17 protein-coding genes are annotated in these 18,623 nt (G+C 65.1%); 7 read left to right on the forward strand and 10 right to left on the reverse strand.

Annotated features, from left to right (window positions below; genetic code table 11):
• Window positions 1-91 precede the first annotated feature (91 nt).
• The gene (locus PNAP_RS11100; protein ID WP_011801601.1) at window positions 92-2,554 is read right to left on the reverse strand and encodes a DUF3772 domain-containing protein; all 2,463 of its coding nucleotides are present in this window, start codon (window positions 2,552-2,554) and stop codon (window positions 92-94) included.
• A gap of 94 nt (window positions 2,555-2,648) precedes the next feature.
• Window positions 2,649-3,884 carry an MFS transporter gene (locus PNAP_RS11105; protein WP_011801602.1) on the reverse strand — a complete coding sequence of 412 codons (1,236 nt, stop codon included), beginning with the start codon at window positions 3,882-3,884 and terminating at the stop codon, window positions 2,649-2,651.
• A gap of 101 nt (window positions 3,885-3,985) precedes the next feature.
• On the opposite strand from PNAP_RS11105, the gene PNAP_RS11110 reads away from it, so the two are divergent.
• Window positions 3,986-4,828, forward strand: coding sequence for an AraC family transcriptional regulator (locus PNAP_RS11110; RefSeq protein ID WP_011801603.1), 843 nt, complete (start codon window positions 3,986-3,988; stop codon window positions 4,826-4,828).
• A 96-nt stretch (window positions 4,829-4,924) separates the two neighbouring features.
• Here the strand turns inward: PNAP_RS11110 and PNAP_RS11115 are convergent, their stop codons facing one another.
• Window positions 4,925-6,349 carry a coniferyl aldehyde dehydrogenase gene (locus PNAP_RS11115; RefSeq protein ID WP_011801604.1) on the reverse strand — a complete coding sequence of 475 codons (1,425 nt, stop codon included), beginning with the start codon at window positions 6,347-6,349 and terminating at the stop codon, window positions 4,925-4,927.
• Window positions 6,350-6,437: 88 nt separating this feature from the next.
• Between PNAP_RS11115 and PNAP_RS11120 the strand changes: the two genes are divergently transcribed.
• From PNAP_RS11120 to PNAP_RS11145, 6 genes are all read left to right on the forward strand, one after another.
• Window positions 6,438-6,941 (forward strand): CreA family protein, encoded by a 504-nt coding sequence (locus PNAP_RS11120; protein ID WP_011801605.1) that lies wholly within the window; start codon window positions 6,438-6,440, stop codon window positions 6,939-6,941.
• Between the two features lie 112 nt (window positions 6,942-7,053).
• On the forward strand, window positions 7,054-8,031 hold the full coding sequence (locus tag PNAP_RS11125) for a DnaJ C-terminal domain-containing protein (protein WP_011801606.1): 978 nt from the start codon (window positions 7,054-7,056) through the stop codon (window positions 8,029-8,031).
• Window positions 8,028-8,348, forward strand: coding sequence for a chaperone modulator CbpM (locus PNAP_RS11130; RefSeq protein ID WP_011801607.1), 321 nt, complete (start codon window positions 8,028-8,030; stop codon window positions 8,346-8,348). The genes PNAP_RS11125 and PNAP_RS11130 overlap by 4 nt, the downstream gene beginning before the upstream one ends.
• A gap of 108 nt (window positions 8,349-8,456) precedes the next feature.
• A complete protein-coding gene (locus tag PNAP_RS11135; RefSeq protein ID WP_011801608.1) occupies window positions 8,457-8,681 on the forward strand; it encodes an AbrB/MazE/SpoVT family DNA-binding domain-containing protein in 225 nt (74 codons plus the stop codon).
• Window positions 8,678-9,082 carry a type II toxin-antitoxin system death-on-curing family toxin gene (locus tag PNAP_RS11140; RefSeq protein ID WP_011801609.1) on the forward strand — a complete coding sequence of 135 codons (405 nt, stop codon included), beginning with the start codon at window positions 8,678-8,680 and terminating at the stop codon, window positions 9,080-9,082. Before PNAP_RS11135 ends, PNAP_RS11140 begins: the two co-directional genes overlap by 4 nt.
• Before the next feature lie 126 nt (window positions 9,083-9,208).
• Window positions 9,209-10,285 carry a CAP domain-containing protein gene (locus tag PNAP_RS11145; RefSeq protein WP_011801610.1) on the forward strand — a complete coding sequence of 359 codons (1,077 nt, stop codon included), beginning with the start codon at window positions 9,209-9,211 and terminating at the stop codon, window positions 10,283-10,285.
• 107 nt (window positions 10,286-10,392) lie between these two features.
• Here the strand turns inward: PNAP_RS11145 and clpB are convergent, their stop codons facing one another.
• The 7 genes from clpB to PNAP_RS11180 all read right to left on the reverse strand — a co-directional run bounded on the left by clpB (window position 10,393) and on the right by PNAP_RS11180 (window position 18,542).
• Window positions 10,393-12,996: an ATP-dependent chaperone ClpB gene (gene clpB / locus PNAP_RS11150; protein WP_011801611.1), complete on the reverse strand. Its 2,604-nt coding sequence runs from the start codon at window positions 12,994-12,996 to the stop codon at window positions 10,393-10,395.
• Between the two features lie 138 nt (window positions 12,997-13,134).
• On the reverse strand, window positions 13,135-13,608 hold the full coding sequence (gene moaE / locus PNAP_RS11155; RefSeq protein ID WP_011801612.1) for a molybdopterin synthase catalytic subunit MoaE: 474 nt from the start codon (window positions 13,606-13,608) through the stop codon (window positions 13,135-13,137).
• 5 nt (window positions 13,609-13,613) lie between these two features.
• The gene (locus tag PNAP_RS11160; RefSeq protein WP_011801613.1) at window positions 13,614-13,865 is read right to left on the reverse strand and encodes a MoaD/ThiS family protein; all 252 of its coding nucleotides are present in this window, start codon (window positions 13,863-13,865) and stop codon (window positions 13,614-13,616) included.
• A gap of 13 nt (window positions 13,866-13,878) precedes the next feature.
• Complete coding sequence (locus tag PNAP_RS11165) at window positions 13,879-15,138, reverse strand: molybdopterin molybdotransferase MoeA (RefSeq protein WP_011801614.1); 1,260 nt, start codon at window positions 15,136-15,138, stop codon at window positions 13,879-13,881.
• Window positions 15,139-15,177: 39 nt separating this feature from the next.
• The gene (gene mobB / locus PNAP_RS11170; RefSeq protein ID WP_011801615.1) at window positions 15,178-15,714 is read right to left on the reverse strand and encodes a molybdopterin-guanine dinucleotide biosynthesis protein B; all 537 of its coding nucleotides are present in this window, start codon (window positions 15,712-15,714) and stop codon (window positions 15,178-15,180) included.
• 78 nt (window positions 15,715-15,792) lie between these two features.
• Window positions 15,793-17,220 carry a threonine synthase gene (gene thrC / locus PNAP_RS11175; protein ID WP_011801616.1) on the reverse strand — a complete coding sequence of 476 codons (1,428 nt, stop codon included), beginning with the start codon at window positions 17,218-17,220 and terminating at the stop codon, window positions 15,793-15,795.
• Window positions 17,220-18,542 (reverse strand): homoserine dehydrogenase, encoded by a 1,323-nt coding sequence (locus PNAP_RS11180; RefSeq protein ID WP_041376665.1) that lies wholly within the window; start codon window positions 18,540-18,542, stop codon window positions 17,220-17,222. Before PNAP_RS11180 ends, thrC begins: the two co-directional genes overlap by 1 nt.
• Window positions 18,543-18,623: the final 81 nt, after the last annotated feature.

Raw genomic sequence — 18,623 nt, forward strand, 5'->3', positions numbered from 1 at the left:
AAATCGTTTGCGCCGCGTCTTCTCTACAGGTCAATGTACGCCTGCGCAAGCGCCAGCGCAATAACCTGGACAGCGAAGCCGGCCTGCCCGCTCACTGCGCAGGCGGCTCCGGCGCGCGTTCACTCGCCTCCCTGAGCACCAGGCCGGCCGGCTTGACCAGCGAAATGCCGGCCTCGCGCAGCCGCCTGAGCACTTCGAACATCAAGGCGCTGCGCACGCCATAAGCCATGCGCGGCGAGTTGACGAATGCGGTGGCGTTAAACACCATGCCGGCACCGCTGTCGATGCTGTCGAGCTGCACGCCGGGTTCGGGCGTTTTCAGCACATCGGCATGCGCCTCGAAGATTTCCAGAATCAGGCTGCGCACCTGGTCGGCATCGGCGGCCAGCGGCACGGGCAGCAATATCTTGACCAGCCCCAGCGGATTGGCGTGGGTGACATTGCGCACGGTCTTGGTGATGAACTCCGAATTTGGAACGATCACGGTGGAGCGGTCGCCCATCTGGATTTCGGTCGCGCGCACATTGATGCGCCGGATGTCGCCCTCGATGCCGCCCAGCGACACCCAGTCGCCGACCTTGACCGGCTTTTCGGCCAGCATGATGAGGCCCGAGACAAAATTCTGCACCACCGCCTGCAGGCCAAAACCGATGCCCACCGACAGCGCGCTGGCCACCCAGGCAATGCGCTCCAGCCCGATGCCGACGGCGGCCAGGCCCAGCGACAAGGCCAGCAGGTTGCCGGCATAGGCAAACAGCGTGGCCGTCCAGGCCTGCATGCCGGCGTCGAGCGAGGTGGTCGGAAGGTAGTCTTCCTTCAGCCAGCGTCTGACGATGCGCACCACCAGCAGGCACAGGCCGATCACCGTCAGCGCCTGCAGTACCGACATCGGGCGAATCTGGAATTCGCCAATCGACACCCCCTGGTGCAGCTTGTCGGCGCGCTGGAACAGCTCTGAAGGGCCTTCGCCAAACGGCGCCAGCAACAGCATCAGCGTGAGCGCCACCACCAGCAGGCGGCCAACGCCCGACAGCAGCACGGCGGCCTGCCGGCGGACCTTGAAAAACGGGGTTGCCGGCTCTTCGCCCGCCGCGCCCGCCGCCTCAGGCGCACCAGCGGCAGTGGCAAGCGGGCTCAGCAGCGTGATGAAAGCATCGTCGATCAACACCGCCAACAGGTAGGCCGAGCCCAGCACGACCGCGATCCAGGCCATCTGGTGGACCAGAAAACTGCCCAGCGCCACATAGCCGAGCAGCAGCGCCAGCAAGCTGACGGCCACGCCTGCCCAGGCCAGGCTGACCACGCTGGTCAGCCACAGCGGGCTTGGCGGCCAACTGGCGGCCGACTCGGGCGTAGCCAGGGCCTGCCGGCGCGCAAAATCGCTTTGCGCCAGCCCCAGCGCAATGAGCATCACCATGACCAGTGCGACGATGCAGTCGGCCGCCACCGTGGTGACCAGGCTGGCATTGATCTGGGCGCTCAGCTGCACGACCGCCCAGGTCAGCACCATCAGCAGCGCCAGCAGGGGCGGCAGCCAGCGCAGTTTGAGCGCCAGCACGTCCGGCAGGGGCAGCAGCCGCCAGGACGGACGCGCCGGCAGCAGCAAGGCATGGCCCAGGCCCACGACGTAGCCGCCAAAACAGATGACGCCGGCCAGCCGGCTCATGAGCGGCGCCACCGCATCCGGCAAGGGCGTGACCCAGACCAGCCCGAGGTAAACCGCCTCGGCCATCAGTCCGGCGCTGGCCGTGGGCAGCAGCACGCGTGTCCAGGCATGCAGCGAGCGGCGCAGGCGGCCCGGCGGCACGCGGGTGGTCGTCAGCCGCAGGAGCGCATGGCCGGCCCACGCATGCAGGCCCAGCAGCACCAGCAAGACCAGGCCCACGCTGGACCAGACCCAGGCGCCGCTGGCCCGGGCCGCCATGGCCAGCCCATCGAACAGGCGGCCGGCACGCTGCGCATCGCCGGGCAGGTCCGCCCTTAATTCAGACCAGAACAGGCTGCTCAGGATCGAGGAAGTGCGCTCGCCCAGCCGCGCCTGGAATTCGGAGCGCCGCAGCGCCGATATTTCCCCGGCCGTCTGCTCGCTTTCCACGGCCAGCAGCCTGGCCCGCTTGAGCTGGGCATCGAGTTCGGCACGGGTCTTGTTCAGTTGGGTGCGCAGGCCGGCCACGTCGGGCGCCTCGACCTGTCCAGGCAAGAGCGGCCCCAACTCATCGAGCCGTGCCTGGACACTGGCCAGTTGCGGCGACAGCAGCGCGGCCGCCGCCTCGGCCTGGGTGCCGGCGTCCAGCACCTGGGCGCGCAGGGGCACCAGATCGGCCGCGTCCTTGGGCGGGTCATCGAGGGTTTTTCGCGCCTTCTCAATCTTCAGGCGCGCCGTGTCCAGCGAGATGTCCACGTCTCCGGGCTGGGCCTGGGCGCACAGTGCGGCCAGCATCAGCAGCACGCCGATGATGGCAAGGCGCGGCGCGCAGGCGAGGCTCAGCAGCCCGCGAAAAAAATCAGGCCGGCAAGAAGGTGAATCGAGAAATCGTGGCAGGCCAATGCGCATGAAAAAACTGCACCGCAGCTAGGCGGCAAGCCGGAGTCAAGGGGACCGCCATCATAGAGGCCCGCCAGCGGCGGCTTTTTTCAGGCGCTGGTGTTCAGGCCGTTGCCAGGGCGGTGCGGCGCACGCGCCGCACGTTGAAGGCGCTGGCAATCAGCACGCCCTGCATCAAGGCCAGGCCCAGCAGCACGCCACGGTATTGGCCATGGTCCATCAGCGCGCCGAAAATCAGCGGCGACACCGCCTGGCCGATGTCCAGCCCGGCATAGACCACGCCATACACCCGGCCCGAGGCGTTTTCAGGCGTCGAGCGCTTGACCAGCAGGTCGCGCGACGGCCCGGCAATGCCGGCGGCAAACCCCATCACGCCAAACAGCACCGGCACCATCCAGGGCGACAGGCTGCCCAGCGCCAGAATCAAGGCCACCAGCGCCGCCAGCCCCATGCCCGCGCCGACGATGCGCTCGCAGCGCGACGGGTCAGATGCCAGGAAGCCGCCCAGCACCATGCCGCCGGCGCTGCAGACCATGTAGATCGTCAGGCACATCGCCACCAGCGACTGCGGCACGCCATGCAGCTGCCGCGCGGCCTCGGGCGCAAAGGCCTGCACCACGCTGAGCACAATCGCAAACCAGAAGAAAAAGGTAAAGCACATCCACACGGCCGGAATCTTCAGGAAGTCCAGCCCGCCCTGAACCTTGGCCGCGCCGCTGGCCGGCGGAGCCACCTTCAGCGCCAGCGTGCCCCGGTTCAGCAGCAAGACCGCCAGCACCGCGAACGTCAGCGCGCCTGCGGCCGCCAGCGCCACGCGCCAGGAAAAGGCAAACGTCAGGCCGACCACCAGCGCCGGCGCCAGCGCCCAGCCCAGGCTGCCGGTGATGCCGTGCACGCTGTAGGCGTGACCCAGCCGCGACGCGCTGACCTTGCGATTGAGCAGCGTGTAGTCCACCGGGTGAAACACGCCGTTGCCCATGCCGCCGACCACCGCGAAGCCGGCCAGCATCCAGTAGCTGGTGCTGATGGAATAGCCAAAAGCCGCCACGCCCAGCAAGGCCAGGCCACCAAACAGGATCGGACGCGGGCCGAAACGGTCCACCACGAAGCCCGACAGCGCCTGCACCGCGCACGACACGACGAAGAAAATCGTCATCAAAAACCCCAGCTCGGCATAGCTGACGCCGAAGGCCTCCTTGAGCCACGGAAACAGCGGCGCCAGCAGCAACTGGCTGAAGTGGCTGATCAAGTGCGCCAGCCCGACCAGGCCGATCACGCCGGCATCGTTGCGCAGGGAAACGGCGCCAGCGGGCTGGCTCAAGGTGCTTGAAGTAGTCATGGCGCTATCGTAGTAGTGGCTGCAGATTCTGAAATGCGACAAAAAGCCATGTTTCATCGAATACCGGACAATCATGTTTTTAGCCCTGCCCGTCTCCATCCATGACCCGCAACAGCCGCCTTCTTTTGATTTCCCTGGGCGACACGGACCCGTTCACGCCCAGCCCGCAGCGTCCGGTGCGGGTTCGGTCGCGTTCGATGGCGGCTGACACGCACCTGGAGCCGCATACGCACGCCTGGGCGCAGCTGGCGTACTGCGCCACCGGCGTCGTGCAGGTCACGGCCGAGCAGACCCGGCCCGACCAGGCCCAGGCCGACGAGATCACCTGCATCATTCCGCCATCGCGGGCGGTATGGATTGCACCGGGCGCGCGCCACCACATCACGGTGCGCGAAGCCGCCGAACTGCGCACCCTCTACCTCGACGCCAGCGCCACGCCGCCAGGCTGGCAGGGTTGCCGCGTGCTGGTGGTGTCGCCGCTGCTGCGCGAGCTGGTCCATTCGCTCGATGACGGCAGCGGCCAGCCCCTGACCGAAGCACGCACGCAATGGCTCAGCGCGCTGGTGCTCGACGAAATCACGCATGCCGACATCCAGGCGCTGGGCGTGCCGATGCCCCATCCGGACAGCGGCGACAAGCGCCTGCGCGCCTTGTGCGAAGCGGTGCTGCGGGCGCCGTCGGAGCGGGCCACGCTGGCCGGCTGGGCGGCCGACATCGGCGCCAGCGAACGCACGGTGGCGCGGCTGTTTCGCGACCAGCTCGGCCTGAGCTACCAGCAGTGGCGCCAGCAGGCCATCCTGGCGCATGCCCTGCCGATGCTGGCACGCGGCCAGCCGGTAGGCGCCGTGGCGGCGGCCAGCGGCTACGCCAGCGAAAGCGCGTTTTCGGCCATGTTCAAGGCCGCGATGGGCCAGCCGCCAAGCCAGTTCCATGCCAAAGGCTAAGGTCTCCTCAGTCGGAATCGCTATCTAATTCATAGCTACTTATGCACGTGTCTATTGCGCAAAATGCTGTTTTGATCAAATTTCATGGGCCACACTTCACACCAGCCGCTTGAGCAGCTCCATGACCTGCTCAAAGCGCCTGCCATACGGCGGGTACAACAGGTCGCCGCGCGCCCACTTCGACTGCACCAGCACCGGCTTTTGCTGCGTCAGCCGCAAAAAGCCGGTTTCGCCGTGGTAGGCGCCCCAGCCGCTTTCACCCACGCCGCCAAACGGCAACCTCGGATGGGCAATGTGCATCAAGGTGTCGTTCACCGTCACGCCGCCGCTCACGGTGCGCGCCAGCACCTGGTCGCGCGCGGCCTTGTCCGTGCCAAACCAGTACAGCGCCAGCGGCCGGGGCCGGGCATTGATGTAGCCAATCGCTTCGTCCAGCGAGTCGTAAGGCAGCACCGGCAGGATGGGGCCGAAGATTTCCTCGTTCAGCAGCCGGGCATCGGGCGCCAGGCCGAACACCAGCACCGGCGCCATCTGCCGTGATTCGCCGCCTGCCGCGTTTGCGCCGGGATTCACCACCTGCAGCCGCGCGCCCTGGCCTTCAGCCTGCGCCAGCAGCGCCCTCAGCCGTTCATGGTGGCGCGGGCTAATGATGGCGGCGTAATCGGGATTGCCTTCAATCGCGGGGAACAAGCTCGCCACTGCTTTCGCGAAAGCCTCGCCAAACGCCGCCTCGCACCCACGCGGCAGCAGCACGTAGTCGGGCGCAATGCAGGTCTGGCCGGCATTGAGCAGCTTGCCATGCGCGATTTTCAGCGCGGCGGCCGCCAGCTCGCAGGACGCATCCAGGAGGCACGGCGACTTGCCGCCCAGCTCCAGCGTGGTCGGCGTGAGGTTGGCGGCCGCCGCTTCGGCCACCTTGCGGCCGATGGCCGTCGAGCCGGTAAAAAACAGGTGGTCGAACGGCAGGCCGGCAAACTCGGCCGCCACGCGGCCCTCGCCCTGCACCACGCACAGCTCGTCAGGCGCAAAGCGCTGGCCTGTCAGTTCGGCCAGCAGCGCCGAGGTCTGCGGCGTCAGCTCGCTGGGCTTGAGCATCACGCGGTTGCCCGCCGCCAGCGCGGTGATGACCGGGCCGAGCGACAGCTGCAGCGGGTAGTTCCATGGCGAAATCACGCCGACCACGCCCAGCGGCTGGCGCTGCAGCCAGGCACGGGCGGGCTGCAGGTACAGCGGCGTGCGGACTTTCACCGGCTTCATCCAGCGCGGCAGGTTTTTCAGCAGGCCGGCCAGCAGCGTGCGCAGCACGAACAGGTCGGCAATTTCGGTCAGCTGCGCCGAGCGCACGCCAAAGTCAGCCTGCACCGCCCGCGCCAGCGCCGCGCCATGCGCATCCAGCAGCGCGCGGATTTTCAGCAGCCGCTCGCGGCGCACGGCCAGCGGTACGACGGGCTGCGCGCGGCTGGCGCGGTGCTGGGCGTCAAACAGGAAACGCAGGCTGGGCGGCGGGTTGCTGGAAGTCATCGCGCGATGATAGGGGCGCGGGGCTTTGTACATTAGAGGCTTGGCTCCAGCATTCCGACCTGCCTGGCCGCTTCCTCAAGGACTCCCCATGAACGCAATCACCACCCCCTCGCCCGCTCCATTGCGGCACTATGCGCTGGCCGCCGCCCTCCTGCTGAGCGGCTGCGGCCTGTCCAGCGCCGAGGAAGTGGGCGCCGTCGATACCGTCTTCAAGTTCATCGGCCCCGACCACAAGATCGTCGTCGATGCCTATGACGACCCGAAAGTGACCGGCGTGACCTGCTACGTCTCGCGCGCCAAGACCGGCGGCATCAAGGGCGCGCTGGGCCTGGCCGAGGACAAGTCCGATGCCTCGATTGCCTGTCGCCAGACCGGCGTCATCAGCTTCGCCAAGCCGCTGGACAAGCAGGAAGAGATGTTCAGCGAGCGCATCTCGCTGGTCTTCAAGAAACTGCGCGTGGTGCGCATGGTGGACGCCAAGCGCAACACGCTGGTGTACCTGACCTATTCCGACCGCCTGATCGAGGGTTCGCCGCAAAACAGCGTCACTGCCGTCGCCGTTCCGGCCGCAACGCCCATCCCGGTGAAGTAGCCGCGCAAGCCAAAAGCCTACAAGGCGAGTTGATGCAGCGCAGTGAAAACGGCAACGATTTACGCTATCGTTCCTTCGAACATGCTTTTGCATCTGCTTTTGGAAGGCCGCCATGGAATTCAAGGATTACTACACCGTCATGGGCCTGGCCCGCGACGCAACAGCCGATGACATCAAGCGCGCCTACCGCAAGCTGTCGCGCAAATACCATCCCGATGTCAGCAAGGAAAAAAATGCCGAGGCGCGCTTCAAGGAACTGGGCGAAGCCTACGAAGTCCTGAAAGACCCGGAAAAGCGGGCCGCCTACGACCAGCTCGGCCCCAACTGGAAGGAAGGCCAGGATTTCCGCCCGCCGCCCGGATGGAACGCTGGCGCCGAGCATGCCGGCCGGGGCGCGCAGTGGGACTTCAAGAGCGATGACTCGGGCGACTACAGCGACTTTTTTGAAACGCTGTTCCGCAAGGGATTTTCCACCACCGGCGCACGGGGCGGCGGCCAGCGCACCACCTTCAGCGCCCCCGGTGAAGACCGCCACGCCAAGATACAGATCGACCTGGAGGACGCCTACAGCGGCGCCACCCGCACGCTCAGCCTGCGCGTTCCCGAGATGGACAGCCAGGGCCATGTGACGTACCACGAGCACCAGATCACCTTTGGCGTTCCCAAGGGCATCCGGGCCGGCCAGCACATCCGCCTGGCCGGACAGGGCGGGCCGGGCACGGGCCAGGGCGGCGCGGGCGACCTGTACCTCGACGTGGAATTCAGGCCGCACCGGCTCTACCGGGTGGACAAGCACGATGTCTATTGCGACCTGCCCATCGCGCCCTGGGAAGCGGCGCTCGGCGCCAAGGTCGAGGCGCCAACGCCGACCGGGCGCGTGGAAGTCACGGTTCCCGCAGGCTCGGCCGCTGGCCGCAAGCTGCGGCTCAAGGGTCGCGGCCTGCCGGGCAGCACGCCGGGCGACTTTTATTTTGTGCTGCAAATCGTCGTGCCTGGCGCCGGCACCGACAGCGCCAAATCGTTTTATGAAGGCATGGCCAAGCAGTTCAATACCTTCAACCCACGCGAAAAACTGGAAGGCCAGCCATGACAACGGACTTTCAACTTGTAAGCATCACCGGACTGATCCTTGAAGAGCAAACCGGCCTGAGCCTGGACGACCTGTGCCGCGCCTGTGCCGCGCAGGCCGACCGGATCATTGAACTGGTCAACGAAGGCGTGCTGGCGCCCGCCGGCAATGCGCCTGACGACTGGCGCTTCACCGGCTTGCAGCTTCAGCGCGCCCGCGTAGCGCTGCGGCTGGAAGCCGACCTGGGCGTGAACCTGGCCGGCGCCGCGCTGGCGCTGGAGTTGCTCGATGAACTGGACAGCATCCGCACGCGCCTGCGCCTGTTCGAGGGCAAGTGAAAACCGCCGCCTTGGCGCAGCCGCGAGCGGGCTCCGACCGGCCAAGTGAGTATTTGACGCCCTCTTGCACGCCGTTTAGTATTACGTCTGTAATAACAAGGGACGATCATGCATATCCTCAAACTGACCCAAATCGGCAACTCCGTGGGGGTGGTATTGCCCAAGGAAGCACTTGCCCGACTGAAACTTGGCAAGGGTGAAACCGTGTTTCTGACCGAGACGCCGGACGGCTACACGCTCACGCCTTATGACCCGGCACTGGAAGAGGAAATTACTGCGGGCCGCGCCTTCATGCGCGATTTCCGCGACACCTTCCATCAGCTCGCCAAATGACCTGGCGCTGGGTCAGCAAGTCGTCGCTGCTGCTGCTGCACGGCGAAAGCCTGGCTGAGCATGGCGGCGCGACAGGGTTGCGAAACGAAGGATTGCTGGACTCGGCGTTGGGCCGGCCGCTCAACTTGCTGGCCTACGCCAGCCAGGACGAAGCACCGGATTTCGCGGCACTCGCAGCCAGCTACACCGTGGGGCTGGCCAAAAACCATCCTTTTGTTGATGGCAACAAACGCGCTGCCTTTTTGGCCACCGGCTTGTTTCTCTACCTCAACGGCTACCGTTTAAACGCATCGCAAGCCGACGCGACGCTCACCATGTTCGCCGTGGCCTCCGGTGAAATCACCGAAAACGAGTTTGCCGCCTGGCTGCGCGCGCATGCGGCGGCGGCGCGGCAAGGCTGATCAACAAACGATTACAACCCTGCTGCCGTTTTGCGCTTAGTGTCTAGTGTGGCGTGGTGTGGTCAGCCGCTTCAACACCGTTACAAACTACTGAACGTGGAGCGCAATCCATGATTGCGGTCGTGCATGGCTTTGATGAATACGCATTTTTCAGATGCAGTCCCTCGAAAACCAGCCCTCGGGCTCCTGCCGGCCTTGGCACTTGCGGCGCTGCTGTCGGCCTGCGGCGGCGGCAGCGACAGCGCTTCGCCTCCAGCCCAGGCAGCGGCCCCGGCCACGGCATCGCCCAACCCCTCCCTCGTCACCTCGCTTGGCACCGCGCCGGCCTACCCTGCCGACAGCGAAGAACTGGCCGCCTTCACGCTGCTCAACGCGGAGCGCAACCGCTGCGGTTTCGGCCTGCTGGCCCAGAATGCGCCACTCGACGCAGCCGCCAGGGCGCATGCCGATTACATGATCATCAACAGCCTGAACTCGCATCTGGAAAACGCAACGCAGTACCCCGAGGGCTTTACCGGCACCGAGCCACTGGCCCGCGTCAGGGCACAGGGCTATACCGACGTAGGCGGCCTGACGGATGAGTTTGCATTTTTCACCACCAGCAACCCGGTCCAGACCAAGCGGGGCTTCGGGGTGCTCGGCATTCGCGGCTTGCTCAATGCGCCCTACCACCTGAGCGGCCTGATGACCGGCTACCGCGATGTGGGCATCGCCGTGCGTTCCAACGCCGACACGGGCAAGGGACAGCGCGGCATTTTCGTGCAGGTCAATGCCGCCTACACGGCAAGCGCGGGTCCGCAGCAGCTGGGCAGCGCCGATGTCCAGACCTATCCGTGCGAAGGCACGACCGGCGTCAATCGCCAGTTGACCGATGAAACGCCCAACCCGGTGCCGGGCCGCGACCTGCGCGCGAATCCGCTGGGCTCGACCATCTATATCGCTGTTCGCGAGGGAAACCGGCTGGCCATTGCCAACGCTGCCATGACAAATGCCTCGACCGGGCAAGCCGTTGCATTGCGCCCTGCGGTGACTTCGGCCAACGACCCGCACGGGCCGTGTCTGGGCGGCTGCTTTGCGCCGCACCAGGCGTATATCGTTGCCGATGCGCCCCTGCAGCCCGATACCGCCTACACCGTGATGATCAGCGGCACCAACAATGGCGGCGCCTTCAGCCGCAGCTTTACCTTTGCCACGGGAAGCTGAAACCGTTTTCGGCGGTTGGCTGGCAAATTTCAAGCATCAAATATGCCTTTTGCGCAATCAGGGCGGGCACTGGCAGCTATCAATCCGATAGCTGCCAGCTGCGCGGATCAGGCTGGCTGCGCCTCGCCAAACCTGAACACGCCCGGATTGAGGATCGGGTCCACATCGACGTGAATGGTGCTCTTGGGCGGAAAACGGCCTTCCAGCAGCAGTTTTGACAGCGGGTTTTCAATCCGCTGCTGGATCGCGCGCTTGAGCGGCCGCGCGCCGAACACCGGGTCGAACCCGACCTTGGCCAGCTCGCCAATCGCCGCTTCCGACACGTCGAGCACCAGGTCCATCTTGGCCAGGCGGGCCAGGAGCACCTTGAGCTGGATGCGGGCAATCGACTCGATGTTCTTCGCGTCGAGCGCATGGAACACGACCGTCTCGTCGATGCGGTTCAAAAACTCGGGTCGGAAATAGTTCTTCAACTCGTCGGTGACCGCGTCCTTGATCTCCTCATACGGCTGGCCGACCATCGACTGGATGATCGGCGAGCCGATGTTGCTGGTCATGACGATCACGGTGTTCTTGAAATCGACCGTGCGCCCCTGGCCATCGGTCAGCCGGCCATCATCCAGCACCTGCAGCAGCACGTTGAACACGTCCGGGTGCGCTTTTTCGACCTCGTCGAGCAGCAGCACGCTGTAAGGCTTGCGGCGCACCGCTTCGGTCAGGTAGCCGCCCTCCTCGTAGCCCACGTAGCCCGGCGGCGCGCCGATCAGGCGGGCGACCGAATGCTTTTCCATGAACTCGCTCATGTCGATGCGGACCAGATGGTCTTCGCTGTCGAACAGAAAGCCGGCCAGCGCCTTGCACAGCTCGGTCTTGCCGACGCCCGTGGGGCCAAGGAACAGGAATGAACCCGTTGGCCGGTTCGGGTCCGAGAGGCCCGAGCGCGAGCGGCGAATCGCGTTGGCCACCGCGCCAATCGCCTCGTCCTGGCCGACCACGCGCTCGTGCAGCTTGCCTTCCATCTGCAGCAGCTTGTCTTTTTCGCCCTGCATCATCTTGGCCACCGGAATGCCCGTGGCGCGGCTCACGACTTCGGCGATTTCCTCGGCGCCGACCTGCGTGCGCAGCAGCCGGGGCTTGTCGTCCACGCCTTTGCTCTCCTCGGTGTCCTGCGCCTGCTTGAGGCGCTTTTTTAGCTCGGGCAGCTTGCCGTACTGCAGTTCGGCCACCTTGTTGAAGTCGCCCTTGCGGGTGAATTCCTCGATCTGCGTGTTGATGGTGTCGATTTCCTCCATCACGTCCTTGGAGCCCAGCGCCTGGGCTTTCTCGGCCTGCCAGATTTCATCCATGTCGGAGATTTCCTTTTGCAGCTTGCCGATTTCCTCCTCGATCAGGCCAAAGCGCTTTTGCGAGGCTTCGTCCTTTTCGCGGCGCACGGCTTCGCGCTCGATCTGCAACTGGATCAGCCGGCGGTCGAGCCGGTCCATGACCTCGGGCTTGGAGTCGATCTCGATCTTGACCTTGGCGGCGGCCTCGTCGATCAGGTCAATCGCCTTGTCGGGCAGGAAGCGGTCGGTGATGTAGCGGTGGCTGAGTTCGGCCGCCGCGACGATGGCCGGGTCGGTGATCTGCACGCCGTGGTGGGTTTCGTACTTTTCCTGCAGGCCGCGCAGAATGGCAATCGTCGCCTCAACGGTCGGCTCGCCGACCAGGATTTTCTGGAAGCGGCGCTCCAGCGCGGCGTCTTTTTCGATGTACTTGCGGTATTCGTCGAGCGTGGTCGCGCCGACGCAGTGCAACTCGCCGCGCGCCAGCGCCGGCTTGAGCATGTTGCCCGCATCCATCGCGCCCTCGGCCTTGCCCGCGCCGACCATGGTGTGCAACTCGTCGATGAAGACGATGGTCTGGCCTTCTTCCTTGGCCAGTTCATTGAGCACGGTTTTCAGCCGTTCCTCGAACTCGCCGCGGAACTTGGCGCCGGCCACCAGCGCGGCCATGTCGAGCGACAGCACGCGCTTGCCCTTGAGCGAATCGGGCACCTCGCCGGCGACGATGCGCTGGGCCAGGCCTTCGACAATCGCCGTCTTGCCGACGCCGGGCTCGCCGATCAGGACGGGATTGTTCTTGGTGCGGCGCTGCAAGACCTGGATGGCGCGGCGGATCTCATCGTCGCGGCCAATCACCGGGTCGAGCTTGCCCAGGCGCGCGCGCTCTGTCAGGTCCATGCAGTATTTTTTCAGGGCTTCGCGCTGGCCTTCGGCGTCGGCGCTGTTGACGTTCTGGCCGCCGCGCACGGCGTCAATCGCCGCTTCCAGCGCCTTGCGGCTCAAGCCGTTTTCGCGGGCAATCTTGCCCACGTCGGCCTTGCTGTCGGTCAGGGCGAGCAAAAACAGCTCACCGGCAATGAACTGGTCATTGCGCTTGATGGATTCCTTTTCAGTGGCCTGCAGCAGCTTGGCCAATTCGGGGCCGACCTGGATCTGGTCCTGGCCCTGCACCTGCGGCAGTTTCTTGACCGCTGCATCGGCCGCCTGCATCAAGCCGTTGACGTTGACGCCAGCCCGCTCCAGCAGCGCGCGCGGACCGTCTTCCTGGCGCAGCATCGCCGCCAGCAGGTGCGCCGGCTCGATATAGCCGTTGTCGTTGCCCAGCGCCAGCGACTGGGCGTCGCTCAGGGCTTCCTGGAACTTGGTGGTGAGTTTGTCTTGTCGCATGAAATCTCCGGTGGAACTTGTTGAAGTTTGACCGTGAGAATCTTGGGGCTTTTGCGCAGCTTTACAAGCGGCAAGGGCGCCGCAAACCCGTAGGGACCGGCGCGAGGCTTGATCAAAATCAAACCTGGGCGTCGTGGCTCAAGCGTTCGAAGCGCTAATGCCCCATTTGGCCAGCGCAACATCGTCGCTGACGCGCGCATCGACCCAGCGCGCGCCCTCGGGCGTTTCTTCCTTTTTCCAGAAAGGCGCCTGGGTCTTGAGGTAGTCCATCAGGAATTCGCAGGCCCGAAAGCTTTCGCCCCGGTGCGCCGACGTGACGGCGACCATCACCACCTGGTCGAGCGGCTGGAGCAGCCCGACCCGGTGAATCACCCGGGCGGCGAAAATATCAAAGCGCCGGGTGGCCTCGTCAATCATCGCCTCGATGGCCTTTTCGGTCATGCCGGGGTAATGCTCCAGCTCCATGCTGCTGACGCTCAAGCCGTCATTGCGGTCGCGCACGGTGCCGGTGAAGGTGCAGACCGCGCCGACGCGCTTGTCGCCCCGGCGCAGCGCCTCGACCTCGTCGGCCAGGTTGAAGTCGGCGGTCTGGATGGTGACCCGGGTCGTCATGGCGTTCAGCCTCCGGTCACGGGCGGGAAAAAGGCGACCTCGCAGCCGTCTGCCAGCAGCGCCGTCTCATCACGCATGACCTGGTTGACTGCCATGCGAACCGCCCTGCCGCGCGCCAGGCTGGCCGCATGCGCCGGGCTGGCGGCGAGCAGCTCGTCGCGCAAGCCGGCCAGCGTCAGGGCCGAGGTCTCGCGCGATTCGCTGCCCTGCCCGATGGCTTCGCGAATCGAGGCAAAGTATTTGATGGTGACGTTCATAGGGGAAAAGCCTTCACGACAGCAGCGCCGAAAACGGCATAAAACGCACAGTATCGCCATGGGCAATGGTCTGGCCCGCCGGGTTGTCCACCAGCCCGTCGCCCCAGACCGCAGAGGTCAGCACACCCGAACTCTGGTTGCTGAACAGTTCTAGCCCGCCCGCCGCGTTCAGCCTGACACGCAGGAATTCACGGCGTTTATCGGCTTTTGCGCAATCAAAATGGGCGGGGAGCGCTATTGATTCAGGAGCAAGCGCGGTCGCCCCCTGGAGCTTGAGAATGAAGGGCCGCACCAGCAGCAAAAAAGTCACGAAGCTGGACACCGGGTTGCCCGGCAGGCCCAGAAAATGGGCTGCGGCTATCTTTCCGTAGGCAAACGGCTTGCCCGGCTTCATGGCGAGGTGCCACAAATTGAGCTGGCCCAGCGCCTGCACGGCCGGCTTGATGTGGTCTTCCTCGCCGACCGACACGCCGCCGCTGGTCAGGACCAGGTCATGCTGCCGGCTGGCGCCCCTGAGCGCTTCAATGGTTGCATCGAGCCGGTCGGGAACGATGCCCAGGTCGGTCACGATGCAGCCCAGGCGCTGCAGCAAGGCGCGCAGGAAGAACCGGTTGGAGTTGTAAGTCGCACCGGGTTTCATGTCGGCAGGCGCCACATCGCCCGGCATGACCAGCTCATCGCCGGTGGAGAACAGCGCCACCCGAACGCGCGGCGCGACTTGCAGCCTGCCAAAGCCGATGCTGGCGGCCAGCCCCAGCGACGCCGGGCTCAAGCGTTCGCCGCAGTGCAGCACCACTTCGCCGGCCGCAACATCTTCGCCGCGCCGGCGAATCCACTGGCCGGGCCGGGGTTGCACCCGGATGCGAACGCCGCCATCGACCGCGTCGCAGTCTTCCTGCATCACCACCGCATCGGCGCCAGGCGGAATCGGTGCGCCGGTGAAAATCCGCGCCGCCGAAGCCGGCGCCAGCAAATGGCCGCTGCTGCCGGCCGGAATGCGCTGCCTGACCTGCAGCAGCGTATCGGCGCCCGCCCAGTCGGCGCAGCGCACGGCATAGCCATCCATCGAGCTGTTGTCGTGCGCCGGCACGTCCAGCCCGGACAGCAGGTCTTGCGCGAGCACCCGGCCATCGGCATCAAAGGTCGAGACGTTCTCGGCGGGTGTCAGCGGCGCGGCAAAGGCCAGCAACTCGGCCAGCGCCAGGTCAAGCGGCTTCAGGGGCGCGCGTTCAGGCCGTGCTGCCACTGAAGAAGAAGTTAAAACTGAACTCATTGGGGTGTCTCCGGAACAGGAGGAACGGCGTGGAACGGCTCAACCGGGACGGTCTTCAAACGAATAATGAAAGCGATCCTGATTGTTCACCAGGAAATCGGCCACGGCATCGGCATCGTTCAAATCCAGCACCGGACGCAAGGTCGCTTCGGGCAACTGGCCGGGTGAATCGGTGGCAATGGCCACGACGAAATCGTCTTCCCTGTAGCGCGTCGGCTTGCCCGACGACGCGCGCCAGACTTCGATCTTCAGCAAATCGCTGTCCTTGAAGCCTTCGACCAGCACCCAGTCCACGCCTTCGTACAACTCGGCAATCAGATGGTGCACGGTGAGTTCGGCAGGCTGCTCGAACTCGCGCATCAGCGCCAGCCGGTTTTTCGACGCCACGACGACTTCAAAAGCGCCGGCTTCGCGGTGGCGAAACGTGTCCTTGCCGGGGTGGTCGATGTCGAACTTGTGGTGCGCATGCTTGACGACCGACACCCGCAGGCCGCGCAGCTTGAGGGCCGGAATCAGTTTTTCAACCAGCGTGGTTTTGCCCGAGCCCGAGTAGCCGGCAAATCCAATCACGTTCATGCGCCGGTTTTCCGACAGGGAAAATTGCTATTAAAAAAATAGCTGCCTGCGCCCGTGGAATAAGCGCAAGAGCCTGATTTAATGCACATTTTCGGCAATATAGCGCTTGATGACCGCCGCATCGGCCGGCAGCAGCTTCACGCGCTTGGGCAAGGCTTCGATGCCTTCGAACCGTGCAGGACGCGCCGGCGGCTGGCCCAGCGCCTCTTCAATCGTGGCGGCAAACTTGATCGGCAAGGCGGTTTCGAGCACGATCATCGGCACGCCCGGCTGGACATGCTCGCGCGCCACCTTCACGCCGTCGGCGGTGTGGGTGTCGATCATGGTGCCGAAGCGCTGGTACGTGTCGCGAATCGTCGCCAGCCGGTCGGCGTGGGTGCTCTTGCCGCTGACAAAGCCGTAGCGCTCCGCCGCCATGGCAAAGGCCGGGTCCGCGCCCAGCTCGAAGCTGCCCTGGCTATTGAGTTGGTCATGGAACAGCGCGCGCGTCTTGCCGCCGTCGCGGCCCAGCAGGTCGAACACGAAGCGCTCGAAGTTCGACGCCTTGGAAATGTCCATCGACGGGCTGGAGGTTTCGTGCGTGTCGGCGCTGGTGCGAACGCGGTAGATGCCAGTGCGGAAGAACTCGTCGAGCACGTCGTTCTCGTTGGTGGCGACCACCAGTTGGGCTATGGGCAGGCCCATGCTGCGCGCCACGTGGCCGGCGCAGACATTGCCGAAATTGCCCGACGGCACGGTGAAGCTGACTTTCTCGGCGTTCGTCCTGGTCGCCTGGAAATAGCCGGCGAAGTAGTAAACCACCTGCGCCATCAGCCGCGCCCAGTTGATCGAATTGACCGTGCCGATCTTGTACTGGCGCTTGAACGCCAGGTCGTTGGACACGGCTTTCACGATGTCCTGGCAGTCGTCGAACACGCCGTCAATGGCAATGTTGTGGATGTTTTCATCCTGCAGGCTGAACATCTGCGCCTGCTGGAACGGGCTCATGCGGCCGTTCGGCGAAGTCATGAAAACGCGAACGCCTTTTTTGCCGCGCATGGCGTATTCGGCGGCGCTGCCGGTGTCGCCGCTGGTCGCGCCCAGGATGTTGAGTTCCTCGCCGCGCCGCGCCAGTTCATATTCGAACAGGTTGCCCAGCAGCTGCATCGCCATGTCCTTGAAGGCCAGCGTCGGGCCGTTGGACAGGGCTTCGAGGTAGAGGCCGCTTTCCAGCGGACGAAGCGGAACGATTTCCTGCGTGCCAAAGACTTCTTCGGTGTAGGTCTTGTCGCAGATCGCCTTCAGGTCGGCGGCGGGAATGTCGTCGATGTAGAGCGACAGCACTTCAAACGCCAGTTCGGCGTAGGACAGGCCGCGCCATGCCGTGAGCGTGGCGTCGCTGACCTGTGGGTAGTATTCAGGCAGGTACAGGCCGCCGTCCGGGGCGAGTCCTTCGAGCAGGATTTCGCAAAAGCGCTTGCGCTCGGGCGCATTGCCCGACGAGGCGCGGGTGGAGATGTAGTGCATCAGGCCAGTTCCTCCTTGCGGATGCGGGTGATGGGCGCCAGCACGGTCGGCAGCGCCTGCATCTGCGCGATGGCTTCGTTCATTTTGGCTTCGACGCAGTCGTGCGTCAGGATGATCAGGTCGGTCTGGGTCGAGCCTTCGCCGCCCACGTCGTCGGCTTCGCGCTGCAGCACGGCGTCAATGCTGATGCCGGCCTCGGCCAGAATGCCGGTGACGCTGGCGAGCACGCCGGCCTCGTCGGCCACGTTCAGGCGCAGGTAGTAGCTGGTGACGATTTCGCTCATCGGCACGATGGCCAGGTCGCTCATCTCGTCGGGCTGGAAGGCCAGGTGCGGCACGCGGTGCTCCGGGTCGGCGGTGTGCAGGCGGGAAATATCAACCAGGTCGGCAATCACCGCGCTGGCGGTCGGCTCGCTGCCGGCGCCCTTGCCGTAGTACAGCGTGGTGCCGACGGCGTCGCCATGCACGACGACGGCGTTCATCGCGCCCTCGACATTGGCCAGCAGGCGCTTGGCCGGAATCAGGCTGGGGTGCACGCGCAACTCGATGCCGCCCGCCACGCGCTTGGTGATGCCCAGCAGCTTGATGCGGTAGCCGAGTTGCTCGGCGTAGCGGATGTCCTGCGCGGCCAGACTCGTGATACCCTCGACATAGGCCTTGTCGAACTGCACCGGAATGCCGAACGCAATCGCGCTCATCAGCGTGGCCTTGTGCGCCGCGTCCACGCCTTCGATGTCGAAGGTCGGGTCGGCTTCTGCATAGCCCAGCTTTTGCGCTTCCTTGAGCACGACGCCGAAGTCCAGGCCCTTGTCGCGCATTTCGGACAGGATGAAATTGGTCGTGCCGTTGATGATACCGGCGATCCACTGGATGGAGTTGGCGCTCAGGCCTTCGCGCAGCGCTTTGATGATCGGGATGCCGCCGGCCACGGCCGCTTCAAAGGCCACCATCACGCCCTTGCGGTGCGCGGCGGCAAAAATCTCGGTGCCATGCACGGCGAGCAGCGCCTTGTTGGCGGTCACCACATGCTTGCCGGATTCAATCGCTTCGAGCACCAGCGCCTTGGCAATGCCGTAGCCGCCGATGAGTTCGATCACGATATCGATGTCAGGGCTGGCAACGACCTTGCGGGCATCGTCCACCACCAGCACGCCATCGCCCACCAGGGCCTGGGCGCGCGCCACATCGAGGTCGGCGACCATGGTGATCTCGATGCCGCGACCGGCGCGGCGGCGAATCTCTTCCTGGTTGCGCTTGAGCACATTGAACGTGCCGCTGCCCACGGTCCCGATGCCCAGAAGGCCTACCCGGATCGGGCTCAAATTCGTCGTCGTTTTTAGGTTCACCTGGAGTCCTGCGTGTCGTGGTTGGTGCTGGCTGCCCTGTTGATGCGGGCAGCGGGA

The organism is Polaromonas naphthalenivorans CJ2 (genome assembly GCF_000015505.1).
GTDB lineage: Bacteria > Pseudomonadota > Gammaproteobacteria > Burkholderiales > Burkholderiaceae_C > Polaromonas > Polaromonas naphthalenivorans.